We start from the raw sequence: 18,946 nt of genomic DNA on the forward strand, positions 1-18,946 counted from the left end.
CGAGAGGCCTTGACGTGAGGCGATCAGGCCGCGGCTACGCCTCGACGAGGGTGCGGCGGATGACGCTCGTGAAGAAGCCGAGGCCGTCGACGCCCGATCGCATCGCGGCGGCGGTGTCGGGGCCGAAGCCGGGCTCGACCGCGTGCTCGGGGTGAGGCATGAGCCCGACCACGTTCCCGGCGGCGTTCGTGATGCCGGCGATGTCGCGCAGCGACCCGTTCGGGTTCACGCCCACGTAGCGGAAGGCCACGCGCCCCTCTCCCTCGAGGCGGTCGAGCGTCTCCTCGGACGCGATGAACCCGCCCTCGCCGTTCTTCAGCGGGATGACGATCTCCTGGCCCGCCTCGAAGTCGCCGGTCCAGGCGGTCGACGCGTTCTCGACGCGCAGGACCTGGTCGCGGCAGATGAACGAGCCGTGGTCGTTGCGGATCAGGCCGCCCTCGAGCAGGTGCGCCTCGGCGAGCATCTGGAAGCCGTTGCAGATGCCCAGGACCGGCATCCCCGCATTCGCCGCGTCGACGACCTCGGCCATGATCGGGCTGAGCGAGGCGATCGCGCCGCATCGCAGGTAGTCGCCGTAGCTGAAGCCCCCGGGGAGGATCAGGGCGTCGACGCCCTCGAGGTCGTGCGACCCGTGCCAGAGCGCGACGGGCTCGCCGCCCGCGAGGCGGACCGCGCGCTGCGCGTCGCGGTCGTCGAGCGAGCCGGGGAAGGTGATGACGCCGATGCGCATGGGTCGATCCCCGGCCTCAGTGGGTCTCGCCGGCGGGGGCGTCGTAGCCGTCGTGGTGCTCGGCGGCCTCGGCGGCGGCCTCGGCGTTCGACTGCTCGTAGTGGATCCCCACGACGTCCTCGATGACCGAGTTCGACAGCACGTTCTCGGCGAGCGCGGCCACCTCGGCCCGGAGCGCCTCGTCGACGGGGCCGTCGACGGTCAGCTCGAAGCGCTTGCCGACCCGGACCCCGCTGATCGAGCCGTGCCCCGTGCGGGAGAGCGCGCCGACGACGGCCTTCCCCTGCGGGTCGAGCAGTTCGGCCTTGGGCATCACTTCGACGACGATGGTGGGCACCGCGGTTCTCCGTTCGGTGGCGAGGGTGTGGATGCGTCGATTCTATCCGCCGCCCGGAGGCGGATCGTCGCCCGCCGTAGACTGCCGCCGTGGCGGCGCGCACGGCCGATCGCGAGCGGCTCTCGAGGGCCGACGCGGCGAACATCGTGATGGACGTTCCCGACCAGGTGAACGCGTTCCTGATGGCCGGCGTGCTCCGCCCGGGCGGAGCGCTCGGCGCTGACGGCTCGGTCGACCTGGACCGCGTCCGAGCGAGCCTGGCTGCGCGCATGACGCGCATCCCGCGCCTCTCCCAGCGGGTGGCGCGCGCCGGGCGCACGCTCGTCTGGGAGCCCGTGGCGGTCGACCTCTCGCGACAGGTGAGGGCGATGGACCCGGTCGACGGCCGCGCGGGACTCGAGGCGCTGTGCGCGCGGCTGATGGTCACGCCGATGCCGCTCGACCGTCCGCTCTGGGAGCTGCTGGTCGTCCCGGGCGTCGAGCCCGGCGGGATCGGCGTGGTGCTGCGGATCCACCACGCGCTCGCCGACGGCATCGCCTCCGTACGGCTCGTCGAGCGGCTCCTGGCTCCCGAGACCGTCGACGGCGGCGACTCGGAGGACGCGACGGATGCCGCGGAACCCGCGCACCCCGACGACGTCATCGCCGTCGAGCCGGCGACCGCCTCGCCCGGCCGCGGCGGGCGGCGGCGACTCGTCACCGGTGTGCGCGCCGTCCTGTCCGGCGTCCAGCGCACGGTCGGCATGCTCCGGGAGGCGGTGCCCGACACCGTCCTCCTCGGCCCCATCGGCTCGCGCCGCGGCGTCGCGTTCGCCGAGGCGCCCCTCGACGCGCTCGCGGCGGGCGCCGCGACCGTCGGCGCGACGCTCAACGACGCACTGCTCGCCGCCGCGGTCGCCGCGGTCGAGGGCGCGCTGCGCGCGCAGGGCGACCCCGTGCCGGACGTCCTCCCCGCGAGCGTGCCCGTCGCGCTCGGCGCTCGCGGCCGGTCCGGCAACGCGGTCGGCGTGATGCTCGTCCGGCTCCCCACGGGCGAGGTCGACCTCGCCCGCCGCCTCGGCCGGATCGCCGCGCTCACCCGCGAGGCGAAGCCCGACGCGCGCCGGCGCGGGACCTTCGAGCTCACCCGCACGCGCCTCGGCGCGCGGCTGTTCCTCCGACTCGCGCGTCGTCAGCGGCTGGTCGTCATGTTCGTGACGAACGTGCCGGGTCCGCGGCATCCGCTCGACCTGGCCGGTGCACGGCTCGAGCACGCGTGGCCCGTGACCGCCATCGAGGGGAACGTCCGCCTCGGGATCGCGGCGATCTCGTACGACGGTGCACTCCGCTGCGCGGTGCACTGCGACGCCGCGGGCGTCGACGCGGAGGTCGTGTCGGACGGCCTCTGCCGGGAGTTCGTCCGGATCGCCGCGCTCGTGTGAGCCGCCGCCCGGCGGCCCGGCGGCCCGGCGGCGCGACGGCCACCGGGTCGCCGCGCCGCGCGGCCGTCAGCTGCGTGCGATGGCGCGGACGATCGCGCCGACGCCCACGATCAGCGCCACGCCGGCGGCGGCGGCGAGGCCGAGGACCAGTGCCGGGTTCTCGCGGTACTTCTCCTGGATCCAGTCGCTGGCGTCGTCGATGAACTCGCCGGCGTCGTCCATGGCGTCCGCGGCGAGCGCCTTGGCCTGGCTCGCGGCGTCGGAGGCCGCGGCCGTCGCCTTGCTCGCCGCGTCGGTCGCCGCGGCGGTCGCCTTGCTCGCGACCTCGGTCGCCGCGGCGGTCGCCTTGCCGAGCGCGTCGCTCGCCGCGCCGGCGAGGTCCTCGATCCGGTCGGAGGCCTCGTCGGCGGCCGCATCCGCCGCGGCCATCGCGTTCTCGACGGCCTCCTCGACCTGCTCGTCGAGGTCGTCGATCTTCTTGTCCGTCGCATCCGTCATGGAACATCCCTTCCATCGGTGTCACGTGTGCGGCCATGCTACGCGCGCCATGTTCCGGGCAGGTGAAGTCCCACCGGGGATTGCCCGACCCCGGATCGCGTGGTACCCGCGTGCAGCGGTCGGCACGCCCTCGAGGCTGGAACTCGGCTGGGGCCGGGAGGAGAATGCGGCCATGACCAGAGTCGCACAGGTCCTGGCGGCGCTCGAGGCGCTCACGCTCCTCGTGGTCGGCGCGCTGGAGACGTTCTTCTTCCGGGAGCCCGCGTTGTACGCGATCTTCCTCATCGAGCCGGGCGAGTACGACGCGGTCGCCCTCTGGACCCGCAACGTCGGGGTCTACAACATGCTCATGGGCGTGACCGTCGTCGTCGGCGTGCTGCTGGCGCGCGGAACGCGCGTCGAGGCCGGGCGCGCGCTCGTGCTCGCGATCAGCGCGATGCACGTCGTGCTCGGCGTCTCGCTCGTGATCACGGCGCCCGAGCTGTGGCTCTCGGCGATCTTCGAGGCGGGGCTCGCGCTCGCCGTGATCCTGGCCGTGCTGCTCGGCCATCGGCCGGCCGCGAGGCGACCGACGACAGAGAGCCCGGCCGGCGCCTAACCGAGCCCGGCCCGCTCCGCGAGCACCTCGCGGAGCACCTCGCGGGTGGCCTCGAGGCCCCGGTGGACCTCCTCGAAGCTCGTCGACAGCGGCGCGAGGCCGACCCGGAGCCCACCGACGTCGCGGTAGTCGGGGATCACGTCGCGCTGCCAGAGGCGGGCGGTGACCTCGCGCATGGCGTCGTGCTGGAGGATCACGTGTCCGCCGCGTTCTTCGGCGTCGCGCGGCGATCCGACGGTCACCCCGAGCGGCGCGAGCCATTCGTCGGCCAGGTCGATGGCGTAGGCGGTCAGCGCGATCGACTTCGCGCGGATCGCCGCCATCCCGACGTCCTCGATCATCGCGAGCGTCTCCTGCATCGCGATCATCGCGGTGATCGGCGACGTGCCGCTGACGAAGCGGCGGATGCCGGATGCGGGCACGTACTCCGGGCCCATGGCGAACAGGTCGGCCGTGCCGAACCAGCCCTGGATCGGCTGCCGGAGCACCTGCTGCAGGTCGTCCCGCACGTACGCGAACGCGGGGGACCCGGGGCCGCCGTTGAGGTACTTGTAGGTGCAGCCGACGGCGAGGTCGAACTCCCACCGATCGGCGTGCACCGGCACCGACCCCGCCGAGTGGCAGAGGTCCCAGAGGATCAGCGCGCCGGCGTCGTGCGCGATGCGCGTGAGCTCCGGGGCGTCGGCGAGGTACGCCGAGCGGTACGAGACGTGGTTGACCACGACGAGCGCGGTGTGCGGGCCGGCGACCTCGGCCAGCTGCTCGGGGGTGACGCCGCGCTCGAGGTCGACGTCGATCCAGCGCAGGCGGCAGCCGGTCTCGTGCGCGATGCCCTCGAGCACGTAGCGGTCCGTGGGGAAGTTGTCGCGGTCGACGACGATCTCGCGGCGCTGCGGGTCGCGTGCGATCTGCGCGTCGACGGCGGCCCGCGCGAGCTTGTAGAGGAGCACCGTCGTCGAGTCGCCGATCACGGTCTGCCCGGCCTTGGCCTCGATCACGGCGCGGCCGATGCGGTCCCCGATCTCGTACGGCAGCTGGAGCCAGGACTCGTCCCAGCCGCGGATGAGCCGCCCGCCCCATTCCTCGCGCATGAACCGCTCGACGCGCTCGATCGCCGAGACCGGCGGGCGGCCGAGCGAGTTGCCGTCGAAGTAGACGAGGTCGGTGTCGGCGCCGACGAAGCGCGTGCGCAGGTGCGCGAGGCCGTCGGCGCGGTCCTGGCGTCGGGCATAGGCGAGCAGCGAGTCCATGTTCAGCGGGGCTCCAGTTCCTCCGTGGGCACGAGGCGCGCGGTGGCGAGCCATCGTGCGACGGCGTCGGGGTCGACGAGGTCGTCGTCGGCGGGTGCGGGGTCGGGGACGAAGGTCGCGACGCCCGCGTCGGCCCAGCCGGGCGACCGTTCGGGCCACGGGTCGGCGAGGGCGGCGACGACGTCGGATGCGGCGAGCCCCGCGCGCACCAGGCCGGCCACCTCGACGGCGTTCACGCCCGGCTCGAGCTCGCCGTTCCCGGCGTCGGTGCCGAAGAGCACGCGCCCGCCGGCGGCGTGGAAGCGGCGCAGGTTGTCGATCGCGGTCTCGGCGACGGATGCGTCGTCGCGCACGTGGATCGCGAGCGTCGAGATCCACGCCTGGCCCGCGGCCGCGGCGCGCGCGACCACCTCGTCGTCGAGCCGCTCGGTGAAGGGCGCGTGCACGAGCACGTCGGCGCGGGCGTCGATCGCGAGTTCCGCCATCCCCGCGCCCTCGGCGTGCACCGCGACGGGCAGCCCGGCCGCGTGGGCGGCGCCGACGATCGCGTCGAGCGTCGCCCGGTCGAAGACCGGGCCCGAGGTCGAGTTCAGGGCCACCTTGACGACGGACGCCCCGAACCGCCGCTGCTCGTCGACCGCCGCCTCGACGGGGCCGCTCAGGGCGTGGTGCCGGCGCTCCCGCACGTCGTCCGCATCCCCGGAGACGGCGTCGAGTTCGCGCACGCTCCCGGACGGCGCCCACGGACGACCCGACGGGTACCCGCCGCGTGCCGTGAGGAACGCACCCGCGTAGCGCACGTGCGGCAGCCCGTCGGCGCCGGCGATCGTCGCGATCGCGCCGGGGTCGGCGCCGAGGTCGACGACCGCGGCGATGCCGTTGGCGACCGCGGGCGCGGCGTCGGCCAGCTGCAGGTGCACGTGGTGATCGATGAGTGGTGGCAGCATCACCCCGGTCTCCCCGGGGTGGTCGCCGTTCAGGGAGCGGCGCACGTGCCGCGCGAGCGGGCCGAGCGGCTCGAGGGGACCGGTCGAGGCGGGCGAGTGCGCGGCATCCGTCATCTCGGTCACCCGGGGATCTCGGTGCGGACCGCGTAGAGCTCTGGGAAGAAGGTGAGCTCGAGCGCTCGCCTGAGGAACGGCGCGCCGCTCGACCCGCCGGTGCCCGTCTTCGATCCGATGATGCGCTCGACGGTCTTCAGGTGCCGGAACCGCCAGAGCTGGAAGTTGTCCTCGAGGTCGACGAGCTCCTCGCAGGTCTCGTACGCCGCCCAGTTGTGCTCGGGGTCGGCGTAGATCGCCGCGAACACCGGGACGAGGTCGGAGTGGAAGGTCCAGGCCTTCGTGACGTCGCGCTCGAGCACCTCGGCGGGGATGTCGTACCCGGCCCGGGCGAGCAGCCGCAGGAATTCGTCGTACAGGCTCGGCGCCTCGAGGGCGCGGCGCACGACCGCGCTCGCCGCGGCATCCGCCTCGAAGACCTGCAGCATCCTGGCGTTCTTGTTGCCCAGCGTGAACTCGACCGCGCGGTACTGGTACGACTGGAACCCCGAGGCGTTGCCGAGCACGCCGCGGAACTGCGCGTACTCGCTCGGCGTGAGCGTCGCGAGCACCGACCACTGCTCGGTGAGCGTCTTCTGGATGTGCTTCACGCGCGCGATGCACTTCAGGGCGGGGGCGAGGTCGTCGGCGCGCATGAACTCGCACGCGGACTCGAGCTCGTGCAGCACGAGCTTCAACCACAGCTCCGTGGTCTGGTGCTGGATGATGAACAGCAGCTCGTCGTGGTGCTCGGGCCTGGAGATCGGCCGCTGCGCGGCGAGCAGCGTGTCGAGGTCGAGGTAGCCGCCGTAGCTCATGCGGTCGCTGAAGTCGGTGACGACGGATGCCTCGATGCGCCTGGTGTTCGCCTCGACGCCTGGTTCGTCCGCCTCGACCGCTCGGTCGTCGTTCGGTGCTGCCACGCGGCCAGCCTAGCCATCGGGCGCGTACGTTCGTCAGTGTCGTCGAGCATGCATGCGTCCGGGTGCCCGGACGGATGGCGCGGCGCCGTGATCGGCGTCGCAGGCCCGGCGTAGGGTCGGTCGCATGCGCGAGGAGTACCGGTTCACGGGGGTGGTCTATCGCTGGAACGAGCGTGCCGCCGACTCGTGGTTCTTCGTCGACGTGCCCGAGGAGCTCTCCGACGAGATCAGGGACCGTCCGCGCATGCCGCGCGGCTTCGGATCGGTGCGGGTGGCGGCGACGATCGGCGGCACGACGTGGCGGACCTCGATCTTCCCCGGAACGGAGCGCTACGCGCTCCCGCTCAAGCGCGCCGTGCGCGATGCCGAGGGCATCGAGCCCGGCGAACCGGTCGACGTGCACCTCGAGACGCTCGAGTAGCAACCGGACGGGTCCGGGGCGATCGAGCGGTCTCGGCCCGGTGGAGTGGGTGCGGCGGGCTCCCTGGAGCGGAACCCACCCCGGCCCGCCGCACCGAACGCCCCTCCCCCGAGTGGGCGCGTGTCTCCCGCCCTAGGGAAAGCGGAGTCGACGCTCCGAATACTAGCCGATCCGGACAGCGGCCGCGTCATGATGACTTCCGGCCCGACGCCGACCGGTTCCGCGGGCGTACGCTGGAGGCGTGACCACGACCGTGTCGTCGCGTCGGGATGCCCGTCGCAACCATGAGCGCCTGCTCGTCGAGGCCAGGCGCCTCTTCGCCGAGCGCGGGATCGAGGCCCCGCTCGACGAGCTCGCGAACCGCGCCGAGGTCGGCGCCGGCACGGTGTATCGTCACTTCCCGACCCGCGACGCCCTGATCCGCGAGCTCTACGACACGGGAGTCGACGACCTCCGCGCCTTCACGGCGAAGGTCGTCGAGGCCGAGAGCGGATGGCACGCGATCGAGATCTGGCTCGAGACCCTGTCGGCCTGGCTCATCGAGCGCCCGTACCTGCCGGCCGTCATGCGCCGCGTGGCCGAGCTCGACCCCGACCACCGCCCCGGTACCGAGCTGCAGGCGGTCGCCGACGGCATCGTCGCGCGCGCCCAGGCCGAGGGGGCGTTGCGTCCCGACGTCACGTCGGTCGACATCAGCGTGCTCGTCGACATGCTGGGATCGCTCGGCCAGTACGGCGGAACCTACCTCCCGTTCTGGCGGCGCCAGCTGGCCGTCGTCCTCGACGGGCTGCGCGCTCGGCCCGACGCGCGCGAGCTGCCGGGCGCGGCGCTCGACTTCGGCGAGTTCCACGACATGTCGCACCGGAAGCGCCCCGAGGACTGACGCCGACGCCGCGCTACTGCGCGGAGCGCACCTCGACGACGTTCGCCCACGGGTCGTCGAACGCGACCGTGCGACCGTCGTCGCGCGTCGGGACGCGGAAGTGCGCCATCCGCTCGCCCAGCTCGCCGAGGTCGTCGGCCGTCGGGACCAGGATCTCGACCTTGCCGAGGCCGAGCGCGAGCTGCCGGCGCCCGGCGCCGAGGCTCTTCCACGTGTTCATCGCCATGTGGTGGTGGTAGCCGCCGGCGCTGACGAAGAGCGCCTGGTCGCCGTACGTCGCGGTCTGGTCGAAGCCCAGGCGGTCGACGTAGAACTCGCGCGCGCTCGCGACGTCGCCCACCGACAGGTGGACGTGTCCGACGCCGGCGCTGCCGAGTCCGCGGCCGGCGGCTGCGGCATCCGCCCCTCGCTCGGTCAGGTGCTCGCGGAGGTAGCCGTTGGGGTCGAGGAAGATCGTGGCCATCTCGACCGTGCCGTGCGTCCAGCTCCACGTCGACCGGTCGCGGTCGAAGTAGAGCTCGACGCCGTTGCCCTCGGGGTCGTCGAAGTAGAACGCCTCGCTCACCAGGTGGTCGGCGCTGCCGGTGAAGGTGCCCGGGTGCTTCGACGCGACCGAGAGGAGCGCGGTGGCGAGCGCCTCGCGGGTGTCGAACAGGATGGCGGTGTGGAACAGCCCGGCGCTGCGGGGCGACGCGTGCTTCAGTTCGGGCGCGTGCTGGAGGATGACGGCGGGCACCCCGCCGCGGCCGAGAACGGCGACGGGGCCGTCGTGGCTCAGGAGCTCGAGCGTGACGCCGTCGCGGTAGTACCGGATCATGGCGTCGAGGTCGGCGACGCGGAGGGTCACCGGGCCCATCGCGGTGTCGGCGGCGAGGCGGTCGGGGGCGGCACCGGATGCGGCACCCGAATCAGTTGTAGGCACAACCATTTCAACCACGTCCTCCCGGCGGCTACTCCCGCCGCACCGGACCCCCCATCGATCCGGCCTAGAGCCCGAGCGTCAGCCGCTCCACGAGCGCCCGATAGCGTTCGGCCGTCTGCTCGACGATCTCCGTCGGCAGCGTCGGCGGCGCCGACTGCGCGGACCGGTCCCAGTTCGCCGCGAGCCAGTCGCGCACGATCTGCTTGTCGAAGCTCGCCATGCGGATCTCGGGCGTCGCGCCGGTCAGGTACGCCTCGAGGTCCCAGTAGCGACTCGAGTCGCTCGTCAGCACCTCGTCGGCGAGCGTCACGATGCCGAGCTCCCGGTCGGCGCCGAACTCGAACTTCGTGTCCGCGAGGATCAGGCCGCGCTCCTCCGCGACCTCGGACGCGTGCTGGAAGACCGAGAGCGAGATCGCGCGGAGCTGCTCGGCGACGGTCTCGCCCACGAGTTCGACCGTGCGCTCGTAGGAGATGTTCTCGTCGTGCTGGCCCAGCGGGGCCTTCCACGCGGGGGTGTAGACGGGCTCGGGGAGCCGGTCGCCGTCCTGCAGCCCCTCGGGGAGCGGCAGCCCGCCGATCGCACCCGTCGCGACGTACTCCGTGTAGCCGCTGCCGGTGAGGTAGCCGCGCACGACGCACTCGATCGGGAACATGTCCAGCGTCCGGCAGAGCATCGCGCGGTCGGCGACCGCGGCCGGGATCTCCGGCAGGTCGTGGTACCGATCGTCCTCCGCGTACGCGAGGTGGTTCGGCACCTCGGGCAGCCGGTCGAACCACCAGCGCGTGAGCGAGGTGAGCAGCGCGCCCTTGCCGGGGATCTCGGGCTCGAGGACCTCGTCGAACGCGCTCACCCGGTCGCTCGCGACGACGAGGACGACGGGCGAGAGCTTCAGGGGGTCGCCGGTCCAGGTGTCGTCGTCGGTCATCAGGGCGGTGGGCACGTACAGGTCGCGCACCTTGCCCGAGTAGACGAGGGTCCAGCCGGTGAGGTCGTTCACGTGGGTCATGTCCGTCTCCTTCGCGTCGCGGATGCCGCAGCCCGCCCGGGTGCGCGCCTGCTCAGTCCGCGACCCGCGCGGCGATGTCGGTGCGGTACTGCCCGCCGTCGAGGCGGAGCTGTCCGATCGCCTCGTACGCTCGGCGGCGCGCCTCGGCGAAGTCGTCGCCCAGCGCGACCACGTTGAGCACGCGGCCGCCCGTCGCGATGAGGTGCGGCTCCGCGTCGTCCTCGGTCGAGCCGACCGCCGTGGCCGCGTGCGCGAGGTGCACGCCCGGCACGGATGCCGCGGCGTCCAACCCGTCGATCCGGCGCCCGGTCTCGGGGGACTCGGGGTAGCCCTCGCTCGCGAGCACGACCGTGACGGCCGCGTCGGTGCGGAACTCGGGGCGAGGCAGCTCGCCGAGCCCGCCGGTGGCGGCCGCGTAGAGCAGCCCGGAGAGCGGCGTCGCGAGCCTCGGCAGCACGACCTGCGTCTCCGGATCGCCGAAGCGCGCGTTGAACTCGATGACGCGGATGCCGCGGCTCGTCAGGATCAGCCCCGCGTAGAGCAGGCCGATGAACGGCGTCTGCTCCTCGGCCAGCTGCTTCACGGTCGGCAGCGCGATGGTCTCGATGACCTCGTCGACGAAGGCGTCTTCACCGCCGAAGCGGTCGTCGAGCCACGGCAGCGGCGAGTACGCGCCCATGCCGCCGGTGTTCGGGCCCTCGTCGCCGTCGCGGAGTCGCTTGTAGTCCTGTGCGGGCGAGAGCGGCAGCACGTTCGTGCCGTCGGAGAGCAGGAAGAGCGAGACCTCCTGGCCGTCGAGGAACTCCTCGACGAGCACCGGGCCCTGCTGGAGGTAGTGCGCGGCGTGCGCCAGCGCCGCCTCGCGGTCCTCGGTGACGAGCACGCCCTTGCCCGCGGCGAGGCCGTCGGCCTTCACGACGTAGGGGGCGCCGAACTCGTCGAGCACCTCGGTCACCTTCGGCAGCGAGTCGACGAGGCTCGCGCGGCCGGTCGGCACGCCCGCCGACTCCATGATGCGCTTCGCGAAGGTCTTCGATCCCTCGAGCGCGGCGGCCGCCTTGCCCGGGCCGAACACGGCGATCCCCCTCGTCCGCAGCGCGTCGGCGACGCCCGCGACGAGCGGCGCCTCGGGGCCGACGACGACGAGCTCGATGTCGTTGTCCATCGCGTAGTCGGCGACGATCACCGGGTCGGTCGGGTCGAGCGCGATGGTCTCGACGCTGCCGCGCGACGACGACGTGGGGGATGCCGCGATCCCCGCGTTGCCGGGCGCCGCGACGATCTCGTGGCCGGCCTCCTCGTCGAGCAGGGCGAGGATGATGGCGTGCTCGCGCGCGCCCGAACCGAGGACGAGGATTCTCACCCGCTCAGGCTACCGGACCCCCTCGCGCCGGACCGGGCGCGTGACGCCCTCCCGGGCCGGCCCGACGACGGTCGCCTCCGTGGGGGAGGATGGTGGGATGCCGCGCAGGATCGGAGACGTCGAGGGGCGCGACGCGGTCGCCGCGTTCGTGCGAGCGGATGCCGCGGCATCCGTCGACCGCAGCACGCTCGCGCTCGCCGTGCGCTACACGCTGCAACTGCTCGCGGAGGGCGCACCGGGCGGCACGGTCGAGGTGCGCGTGCCGCCCTTCGGGGCGGTGCAGTGCATCGAGGGGCCGAGGCACACGCGCGGCACGCCGCCGAACGTCGTCGAGACGGATGCCGCGACCTGGCTCGGCCTCGCGACGGGCTCGCTCGCGTGGGCGGAGGCGCGATCCTCCGGCGCCGTCCACGCCTCGGGGCAGCGAGCCGACCTTGAGGACGTCGTGCCCGTGATCGACGCCGCGCGCCTCGGCTGACCCGCTCGCCGCCCTCCGCCGCGTGGGTCGTCCGGTGCCGCTCGCGGTCCTTCCGGCTTCATTCCGCATGGGAATTCGCGTGATGGGCCGCCGCGTGGCGGTGTGAAGCGGATTCGCATGCGCTGATCGGGGCACCGGCCGCATGCGGGAGAATGGACGGGTGAGCGATGCGAACCGTCCCGAGCCCGCCGAGTCCGCCGAGCCGGGCGCGGCGCCCGACGCCTCGGTCGCTCCCGTCGACCCGGGGATGACGGATGACGGCACCCGACCGAAGGTCGAGCGCATGGACGTCGACCCCGAGACGGGCGAGCACCTCGAGACCGACGTGACGAGCGACGCCGTGACCGTGCGCCGGTCGCCCCGCTACGGCAGCTTCCTGCTGCTCGGCGCCGCGCTCGGCGTGCTGGTCGCACTGATCCTCACGTTCGCGTTCCCCGAGAACGAGCAGTTCGACCGGGGCCAGGTGTTCGGGTTCCTGCTGCTGTGGTGCGGCGCGGGCGGGCTCGCCCTCGGCGGCGCCGCCGCACTGGTCATCGACCGGGTGCTCTCGAGGCGCCGCGGCACGGCCGTCGCCGAGCACGAGTCGACGCACTACGTGGGCGACGAGCCCGAGGCCTGATCCGTGCGGGCGGCGAGCAGCAGCCGCTCGAACGTCCCCACGCTGCCCTCGGCGCGTTCCAGGTCGATGCGTCCGAGCACGGGATGCCACTCGCCAGACGCATCGCGGCCGAGCACGACGGGCAGGCCCACGGCCCGGACGACGGCCGACGCCGCGGCATCCGTCACCTCGTTGCGATGTCGGAGCGCGAACGGCGCTCCGAGCCGGCGCACCATGTCGTCCCACTCGGGCTTGCGACGCCAGGTGTGCGTGATGTCGCACAGCGCGCACTCCGCGCTGCCCAGGAAGTGCCCGACGAGGTAGGCGAGCTCGCCGCGGACGCCGCCGTCGGCGTCGTAGACCCCGAGGTACTCGACATGCTCGACCATGGGGTCAGCTTCGCAGGGTCGACCGGAGGCCGCCTGTGAGCGCCGGAGCCCGCGTCAGCTGAGCTGGGTGCGCTCGACCCAGTCGAGGTACTCGGGCGTGACCGTGCCGGTCACGTACTCGCCCGTGAAGCACGACAGGTCGAGGCGATCGATCGGGGTGCCCTCGGTGATCGCGGCCTGGAGGTCCTCGACCTCCTGGTAGATCATGTGGTCGGCGCCGAGCTCGCGGGCGATCTCGGGGATCTTCCGGTCGTGGGCGACGAGTTCGGCGCGGCTCGGCATGTTGATGCCGTAGACGTGCGGGAATCGCACGGGCGGCGCGGCCGAGGTGAACGTGACCTTGTTCGCGCCGGCGGCGCGGGCCATCTCGACGATCTGCTTGGAGGTCGTGCCGCGGACGATGGAGTCGTCGACGATGAGCACGTTCTTGCCCCGGAACTCGGTGCCCATGGCGTTGAGCTTCTGCCGGACCGAGCGCTTGCGCGCGGCCTGCCCGGGCATGATGAACGTCCGGCCGACGTAGCGGTTCTTGTAGAAGCCCTCGCGGTACTCGATGCCGAGCTTCTGCGCGACCTGCATGGCGGCCGGGCGCGAGGAGTCGGGGATGGGCATGACCACGTCGATGTCGCCCTGGTCCATGTGGGTCGCGATCGTGTTCGCGAGCCGGTCGCCCATGCGCAGGCGCGCCTCGTAGACCGAGATGCCGTTCATGATCGAGTCGGGGCGCGCGAGGTAGACGTACTCGAACGAGCACGGCACGAGGCGCGGGTTCGCGGCGCACTGGCGCGAGATCATCTGGCCGTCGAGCGTGATGAAGACGGCCTCGCCCGGCTCGACGTCGCGCACGATCTCGTAGTCGCCGTTCTCGAGCACGAGCGACTCGGACGCGACGATCCACTCCTCCTTGCCGGCATCAGTCGTGCGCCGGCCGAGGATGAGCGGCCGGATGCCGAACGGGTCGCGGAACGCGAGCAGGCCGTAGCCGGCGATCATCGCGATGACCGCGTACGAACCCTCGACGCGCTCGTGCACGTGCGACACGGCCTGGAAGACCTGGTCGGGGTCGAGGTCGAGGCCGGTGATCCGGCCCTGCAGCTCGGTCGCCAGCACGTTGAGCAGCATCTCGGTGTCGCTCGTGGAGTTCACGTGGCGGCGGTCGATGCGGAAGAGGTCCTCCGAGAGTTCGCGCGTGTTCGTGAGGTTGCCGTTGTGGACGAGGATGATGCCGTACGGCGCGTTCACGTAGAACGGCTGGGCCTCCTCCTCGCGCTCGGCGGCGCCCTTCGTCGTGTACCGGACGTGGCCGAGGCCCATCGTGCCGAGCAGCGAACGCATGTCGCGCGTGCGGAACGCCTCGCGCACCTGGCCGCGGGCCTTCGACATGTGGAAGACGGGTCCGTCGGCCGTCGCGATGCCCGTCGAGTCCTGGCCGCGGTGCTGCAGGAGGAGGAGGCTGTCGTAGATCTGCTGGTTGACGGGCTCGGTGGAGACGATGCCGACGATGCCGCACATGCGAGCGATGGCTCCTCGGGAGGTGTGGTGATGCGTCCGAGCTGGACGATACATCCTCGCACACGCGCGCGTGTGAGCCGGCTGAACGGACGCCGCTGCTCACGTGAGCGCGGCCCTGCTCGGCGGGGCCGCCTGCCGGCCGAGCGGCGCCCTGCGGCCAAACGATGAACATACATCGCGGGCGGTGCACGCGGGGGAGGTTTTCGGATCCCTCCGGCGGGTTCTCGATTTCCGCGAAGGATGCCTCGGGCCCTCCCCCCGAACGGGGGACGTGTGCCACGCTCTCCCGCATTCGCACAACTGCGGCGCGGCGACCTTTGGGGGGACCGCCGCCGCCTGCTCAGAAAGGGCTCACTCCATGAAGCTCACCTCAATGCGCGCGGCACTCGCCGGCGCCGCCCTCGTCGCCTGCGGGCTCCTCGCCGCGCCGACCGCCGCGTCGGCCGCGCCGCCCGCGGTGCCGCCGGGCGTCGACCAGCGGGCCGTGCCCGCCGCCGAACGGGCTGCGGCCGCCGGGTACTGGACCGCGGAGCGCATGCGCACGGCGGCGCCGGCCGACGTGTTGCTGGCCGGCAAGTCGGCATCGACGCCGGCCGCGGAGGTCGCCGCCGGCGCGCCGGTCACCTACGGCAAGCCGGCCCCGGCCCAGGAGATCACGCCGATGGCCGCGAACGAGTCGCCGGTGCCGAACATCGGCAAGGTGTTCTTCACGCTGAACGGCCGCAACTACGTGTGCTCGGGCAACTCGGTGAGCGCGGCGAACGGCAGCGTCGTCGCGACGGCCGCGCACTGCGTGCACTCGGGCAAGGGCAAGTACGCCACGAACTGGACGTTCGTGCCGGCCTACGAGAACGGCGCCGCGCCGTACGGGCAGTGGGTCGCGACGTCCCTCACGGCGCCCCGCCAGTGGACGAAGGGCGGCGACATCACGTACGACACGGCCTTCGCGACGGTCGGACAGGTCGCGGGGAAGACGCTGCAGGCGACCGTCGGGGGCACGGCGATCTCGTTCAACCAGGCGCGCGGACTCTCGTACGAGGCGTTCGGGTACCCGGCGGCGGCGCCGTTCAACGGGCAGACGCTGAAGTCCTGCGCGGGCACCGCGACCGCCGACCCGTACGGCCAGACGCAGTCGCAGGGCATCCCGTGCGACATGACCGGCGGTTCGTCCGGCGGCCCCTGGTTCCTCGGCAACGGGTCGCAGAACTCGGTGAACAGCTTCGGATACAACAACATCCCGAACGTCATGTTCGGGCCGTACTACGGCTCGGTCGCCCAGTCGACCTACGCCACGGCGGCGGCATCCTGATCGCACGTCGAGGCCGCTGAGCGCGGCCGCCGGAGCGCGGAGCGCCCCGCACCGAGGGACCGGTCGGGGCGCTTCGTCGTGCCGGCGACGATCGGGGGTTGCTTTCCGACTTTGTTTAGTTCTAAATTAAGCCTCGACCCCGCAGGACGACCTGCTCCACGGACACAGAGGCATCGATGGCGATCCACTCCAGCAACCGAACCGACGTCAACCGCTCGGCGATCCTCGCCCGGCTCGGCGCCGACGGCCCCGCCTCGCGTGCCGAGCTCGCCCGGGTCCTGGCGCTCTCGCCCGCGCTCATCACGCAGCTCGTGAAGGAGCTGCTCGCCGACGGCCTGCTCGTCGAGCTCGAGCAGGCGCCCTCCAACGGCGGGCGCCCGGCGCGCATGCTGGGCCTCGCGACCTCGGCCGGGCACGCCATCGGCGTCAAGGTGGTCGCCGACCACGTGGCCTTCGTGGAGGTCGGCGTCGACGGCCGCGTGGTCCGCTCGGCGAGCGAGCCGTTCGACGCGACGGCCAGCACGTTCATCGCCGGACTCGTCGAGCGCATCCGCGGCTTCATCGCCTCGGGAGACGGCACCACGGTGCTCGGCCTCGGAGTCGGCGTGCCGGGCAGCGTCGACCGCCTCGGCAACGGGGTCGTGGACTCGGCCCAGCTCGGCTGGAGCGGCGTCGAGCTCGGAGACGCCCTCCGCCGTGCGACCGGCCTTCCCGTCGTCGTCGAGAACAACGTGAACGCCCTCGCGGTGGCGGAGCGCCTCTTCGGCCTCGGCCGCTCGCACGACAACTTCCTCGTCGTCACGATCGGCACGGGCGTCGGCGCCGGGGTCGTGCTCGACGGCAACGTGCTGCGCGGCGCCTCCGGCGGCGCGGGCGAGATCGGTCACTTCCCCGTCGCCGACGACGGCCCCCGGTGCGGATGCGGCAACGACGGATGCCTCGAGGCGCACATCGGCGAGGGAGCGCTCGTCCGCGACGCCCGCGAGCTCGGCGTGATCATGCCGGACGGCGGCATCGACGACCTGCTCGCCGCGGCCGACGCCGGCGACCACGGCGCGGCGGCCATCTACCGCGAGGCCGGCCGACTGCTCGGGCGCACCCTCGCCGGCGTCGTGCACACCGTGGACCCGGCCCTCGTCGTCGTCCTCGGCGAGGGCACGACCGGCTGGCGCCATTGGTCGCCCGGGTTCGAGCCGGCGTTCCGATCGCACCTCCTCCGCCACCGCAGGAGCCTCCCCGTCGAGATCGAGACCTGGCAGGACGAGAGCTGGGCGCAGGGCGCCGCCGCCCTCGTGCTCGCGATGCCGTTCGACTCCGCCGGGTCGGCCGGCGACCAGGGGCGACTCATCCGCGAACGCCTCGTCGGCCAGGTGGTGCGCCGATGACCGCGCTCATCGGCGAGGCCGCCGCCGACGTCGGCGCCGATCCGCGTCCGACCGCGTCGCGCGACCGCGCGCCGCGGACCCCCGGCCGCCGCGCTCGCCGGCTCCGGTACGCGCTCACGGTGCTCGCCTTCCTGCTGCCGAGCGCAGTGCCGCTCCTCCTGTTCGTCCTCGGTCCGATGGTCGCCGCGGCGTGGATCAGCCTCACCGAGTGGAACCTGCTCGCACCCGCGCAGTGGGTCGGCCTCGAGAACTACGCGAACCTGCTGACCGATCCCGAGACGGCCGACGTGTTCCTCCACACGCTGACCTACATCGTCGGCTACCTGCCGCTCGTGTACGTCGGCGGGCTCGCGATCGCGCTCGCGCTGAACACCGCGTTGCGCGGCCGGACGGTCCTCCGCGGCGTGTACTTCCTCCCCGTCATCACGAGCTGGATCGTCGTCGCCCTCGTCTGGCGGTGGTTGCTCAACCCGTCGAACGGCGTCGTCAACACCGTGCTCGCCTGGTTCGGCATCGACGGCCCCGGGTGGTGGACCGACCCGGCCTGGGCGATGCCGTCGATCATCCTCGCGTCGGCGTGGAAGGACCTCGGCTTCGTGATGGTCATCCTGCTCGCCGGCCTCCAGGCGATCGATCCCGAACTGCTCGACGCCGCACGCGTCGACGGGGCGGGATGGTGGCGCCGGCTCTTCTCCGTGACGCTGCCGCTGCTCTCGCCCGCGACCTTCTTCGTCATCGTGATCTCGCTCATCAACGGCTTCCAGGTCTTCGACCAGGTGTACGCGATGACCGGCGGAGGACCGGGCGGTGCGACCCAGGTCGTCGTGCAGCAGATCTACGACCTGACCTTCCGGTACGGGAAGGCGGGCGAGGCGTCCGCGCTCTCGTGGCTGCTGTTCGTCGTGATCCTCGCCGTCACGGTCATCCAGATCCGCGGTCAGCGCAAGTGGGTGAACTATGGCTGAGACGACGCTCGCCCCCACGACGGCTCGGGCCGGCGGCATCCGCCGTCGCACGGACGCCGCGCGTGCGGCGCTCGCCCGCAGCGTGGTGCTGCACGTGATCATGGTGCTCGGCGCCCTGGCGATGTTCTTCCCGTTCTACTGGACGGTCGTCACGTCCCTGACCCCGGGCAGCGGACTGAGCTCGTCCCCCTCGCTCATCCCGGCGGACGCGAGCCTCGACGCGTACCAGCGGCTCTTCGCCGACCTGCCCTTCGCCCGGGTCGTCGGCAACAGCCTGCTGCTCGCGACCATCACGACGCTTGCGCAGCTCTTCACGAGCGCGACGGCGGCGTACGCGTTCAGCCGACTGCCGTTCCGGGGCCGCACGGTGCTCTTCGGCATCTACCTCGCGACGATGATGATCCCGCTGCAGGTGCTCGTCGTGCCGCTGTTCGCCGAGCTGCGGGCCTGGGGCCTCGTGGACACCTACCTCGGCGCGCTGCTGCCGACGCTCGCCGCCGCGTTCGGAGTATTCCTCCTGCGCCAGGCGATGAACCAGGTGCCGTTCGAGCTCGACGAGGCCGCGGCGCTCGACGGGGCCGGTCACTTCCGGATCTTCTGGACCGTGATCCTGCCGAACATCCGTCCGGCGCTCGCGACGCTCGCGGTGTTCGCGTTCATGGGCAGCTGGAACAGCTTCCTGTGGCCGCTCGTCGTCCTGCGCTCGCCCGAGCTGCAGACGCTGCCGGTCGCCCTCGCCGGCCTCCAGGGCCAGTACACGACGCAGTGGGACATCGTCATGGCCGGCTCCGTCGTGAGCATCCTGCCGATGCTCGCCATCTACCTGTTCGCCCAGAAGTACGTCATCCAGGGGGTCGCGAACACCGGCCTCAAGTGAGGTCGCGAGCCGCGCCCGCGTCCCGAACACCCGCT

The 18,946-nt window shown here is 72.6% G+C and carries 21 protein-coding genes; 10 read left to right on the forward strand and 11 right to left on the reverse strand.

Translation table 11 applies throughout. The annotated features are described in order from the left end of the window. Positions 1-34 precede the first annotated feature (34 nt). Positions 35-733 (reverse strand): phosphoribosylformylglycinamidine synthase subunit PurQ, encoded by a 699-nt coding sequence (purQ, locus tag ABME02_RS07455; RefSeq protein WP_353814642.1) that lies wholly within the window; start codon positions 731-733, stop codon positions 35-37. Between the two features lie 16 nt (positions 734-749). Next, positions 750-1,070, reverse strand: a complete 321-nt coding sequence (purS, locus tag ABME02_RS07460) for a phosphoribosylformylglycinamidine synthase subunit PurS (protein ID WP_353814643.1) — start codon at positions 1,068-1,070, stop codon at positions 750-752. A gap of 89 nt (positions 1,071-1,159) precedes the next feature. Here purS and ABME02_RS07465 point away from each other — a divergent pair, with 89 nt between their 5' ends. Then, positions 1,160-2,491 (forward strand): wax ester/triacylglycerol synthase domain-containing protein, encoded by a 1,332-nt coding sequence (locus tag ABME02_RS07465; RefSeq protein WP_353814644.1) that lies wholly within the window; start codon positions 1,160-1,162, stop codon positions 2,489-2,491. A gap of 66 nt (positions 2,492-2,557) precedes the next feature. Here the strand turns inward: ABME02_RS07465 and ABME02_RS07470 are convergent, their stop codons facing one another. Beyond that, on the reverse strand, positions 2,558-2,989 hold the full coding sequence (locus ABME02_RS07470) for a hypothetical protein (RefSeq protein WP_353814645.1): 432 nt from the start codon (positions 2,987-2,989) through the stop codon (positions 2,558-2,560). A 172-nt stretch (positions 2,990-3,161) separates the two neighbouring features. Between ABME02_RS07470 and ABME02_RS07475 the strand changes: the two genes are divergently transcribed. Continuing rightward, on the forward strand, positions 3,162-3,587 hold the full coding sequence (locus ABME02_RS07475; RefSeq protein WP_353814646.1) for a DUF1304 family protein: 426 nt from the start codon (positions 3,162-3,164) through the stop codon (positions 3,585-3,587). On the opposite strand, the gene ABME02_RS07480 is transcribed toward ABME02_RS07475, so the two are convergent. From ABME02_RS07480 to kynA, 3 genes are read right to left on the reverse strand one after another with little or no spacing between them, the layout of a single operon-like run. Further along, positions 3,584-4,837, reverse strand: a complete 1,254-nt coding sequence (locus ABME02_RS07480) for a kynureninase (RefSeq protein ID WP_353814647.1) — start codon at positions 4,835-4,837, stop codon at positions 3,584-3,586. The two genes, ABME02_RS07475 and ABME02_RS07480, sit on opposite strands and share 4 nt — an antisense overlap. A 2-nt stretch (positions 4,838-4,839) precedes the next feature. After that, entirely contained in the window at positions 4,840-5,898 is a 1,059-nt protein-coding gene (locus ABME02_RS07485; RefSeq protein ID WP_353814970.1) for an amidohydrolase family protein, read from the reverse strand. A 5-nt stretch (positions 5,899-5,903) separates the two neighbouring features. Beyond that, on the reverse strand, positions 5,904-6,800 hold the full coding sequence (gene kynA, locus ABME02_RS07490) for a tryptophan 2,3-dioxygenase (RefSeq protein ID WP_353814648.1): 897 nt from the start codon (positions 6,798-6,800) through the stop codon (positions 5,904-5,906). A 124-nt stretch (positions 6,801-6,924) separates the two neighbouring features. On the opposite strand from kynA, the gene ABME02_RS07495 reads away from it, so the two are divergent. Beyond that, complete coding sequence (locus ABME02_RS07495) at positions 6,925-7,221, forward strand: DUF1905 domain-containing protein (RefSeq protein WP_353814649.1); 297 nt, start codon at positions 6,925-6,927, stop codon at positions 7,219-7,221. A gap of 241 nt (positions 7,222-7,462) precedes the next feature. Further along, positions 7,463-8,104, forward strand: a complete 642-nt coding sequence (locus tag ABME02_RS07500) for a TetR/AcrR family transcriptional regulator (protein ID WP_353814650.1) — start codon at positions 7,463-7,465, stop codon at positions 8,102-8,104. A gap of 13 nt (positions 8,105-8,117) precedes the next feature. Here ABME02_RS07500 and ABME02_RS07505 read toward each other — a convergent pair whose 3' ends face one another. The 3 genes from ABME02_RS07505 to purD are packed head-to-tail and all read right to left on the reverse strand — an operon-like array spanning position 8,118 to position 11,398. Next, entirely contained in the window at positions 8,118-9,032 is a 915-nt protein-coding gene (locus ABME02_RS07505) for a VOC family protein (RefSeq protein ID WP_353814651.1), read from the reverse strand. Positions 9,033-9,090: 58 nt separating this feature from the next. Then, positions 9,091-10,035 (reverse strand): phosphoribosylaminoimidazolesuccinocarboxamide synthase, encoded by a 945-nt coding sequence (locus ABME02_RS07510; RefSeq protein WP_353814652.1) that lies wholly within the window; start codon positions 10,033-10,035, stop codon positions 9,091-9,093. Between the two features lie 52 nt (positions 10,036-10,087). Further along, the gene (purD, locus tag ABME02_RS07515) at positions 10,088-11,398 is read right to left on the reverse strand and encodes a phosphoribosylamine--glycine ligase (RefSeq protein ID WP_353814653.1); all 1,311 of its coding nucleotides are present in this window, start codon (positions 11,396-11,398) and stop codon (positions 10,088-10,090) included. 97 nt (positions 11,399-11,495) lie between these two features. Between purD and ABME02_RS07520 the strand changes: the two genes are divergently transcribed. Together ABME02_RS07520 and ABME02_RS07525 are read left to right on the forward strand one after the other, a co-directional pair. Then, on the forward strand, positions 11,496-11,876 hold the full coding sequence (locus ABME02_RS07520; protein ID WP_353814654.1) for a sterol carrier family protein: 381 nt from the start codon (positions 11,496-11,498) through the stop codon (positions 11,874-11,876). Between the two features lie 160 nt (positions 11,877-12,036). Next, positions 12,037-12,495: a hypothetical protein gene (locus tag ABME02_RS07525; RefSeq protein ID WP_353814655.1), complete on the forward strand. Its 459-nt coding sequence runs from the start codon at positions 12,037-12,039 to the stop codon at positions 12,493-12,495. Here ABME02_RS07525 and ABME02_RS07530 read toward each other — a convergent pair. Beyond that, the gene (locus tag ABME02_RS07530) at positions 12,468-12,863 is read right to left on the reverse strand and encodes a hypothetical protein (protein WP_353814656.1); all 396 of its coding nucleotides are present in this window, start codon (positions 12,861-12,863) and stop codon (positions 12,468-12,470) included. The two genes, ABME02_RS07525 and ABME02_RS07530, sit on opposite strands and share 28 nt — an antisense overlap. A gap of 54 nt (positions 12,864-12,917) precedes the next feature. Continuing rightward, positions 12,918-14,375, reverse strand: a complete 1,458-nt coding sequence (purF, locus tag ABME02_RS07535; RefSeq protein ID WP_353814657.1) for an amidophosphoribosyltransferase — start codon at positions 14,373-14,375, stop codon at positions 12,918-12,920. Between the two features lie 358 nt (positions 14,376-14,733). On the opposite strand from purF, the gene ABME02_RS07540 reads away from it, so the two are divergent. From ABME02_RS07540 to ABME02_RS07555, 4 genes are all read left to right on the forward strand, one after another. Next, positions 14,734-15,684: a trypsin-like serine peptidase gene (locus ABME02_RS07540; RefSeq protein ID WP_353814658.1), complete on the forward strand. Its 951-nt coding sequence runs from the start codon at positions 14,734-14,736 to the stop codon at positions 15,682-15,684. Between the two features lie 176 nt (positions 15,685-15,860). After that, positions 15,861-17,069, forward strand: a complete 1,209-nt coding sequence (locus ABME02_RS07545; RefSeq protein ID WP_353814659.1) for an ROK family protein — start codon at positions 15,861-15,863, stop codon at positions 17,067-17,069. Continuing rightward, a complete protein-coding gene (locus ABME02_RS07550; protein WP_353814660.1) occupies positions 17,066-18,034 on the forward strand; it encodes a carbohydrate ABC transporter permease in 969 nt (322 codons plus the stop codon). Before ABME02_RS07545 ends, ABME02_RS07550 begins: the two co-directional genes overlap by 4 nt. Continuing rightward, positions 18,027-18,911: a carbohydrate ABC transporter permease gene (locus ABME02_RS07555; protein ID WP_353814661.1), complete on the forward strand. Its 885-nt coding sequence runs from the start codon at positions 18,027-18,029 to the stop codon at positions 18,909-18,911. Before ABME02_RS07550 ends, ABME02_RS07555 begins: the two co-directional genes overlap by 8 nt. Positions 18,912-18,946 lie beyond the last annotated feature (35 nt).

This window comes from Agromyces zhanjiangensis (assembly GCF_040496055.1).
In the GTDB taxonomy this organism is placed as follows: Bacteria; Actinomycetota; Actinomycetes; order Actinomycetales; family Microbacteriaceae; genus Agromyces; species Agromyces zhanjiangensis.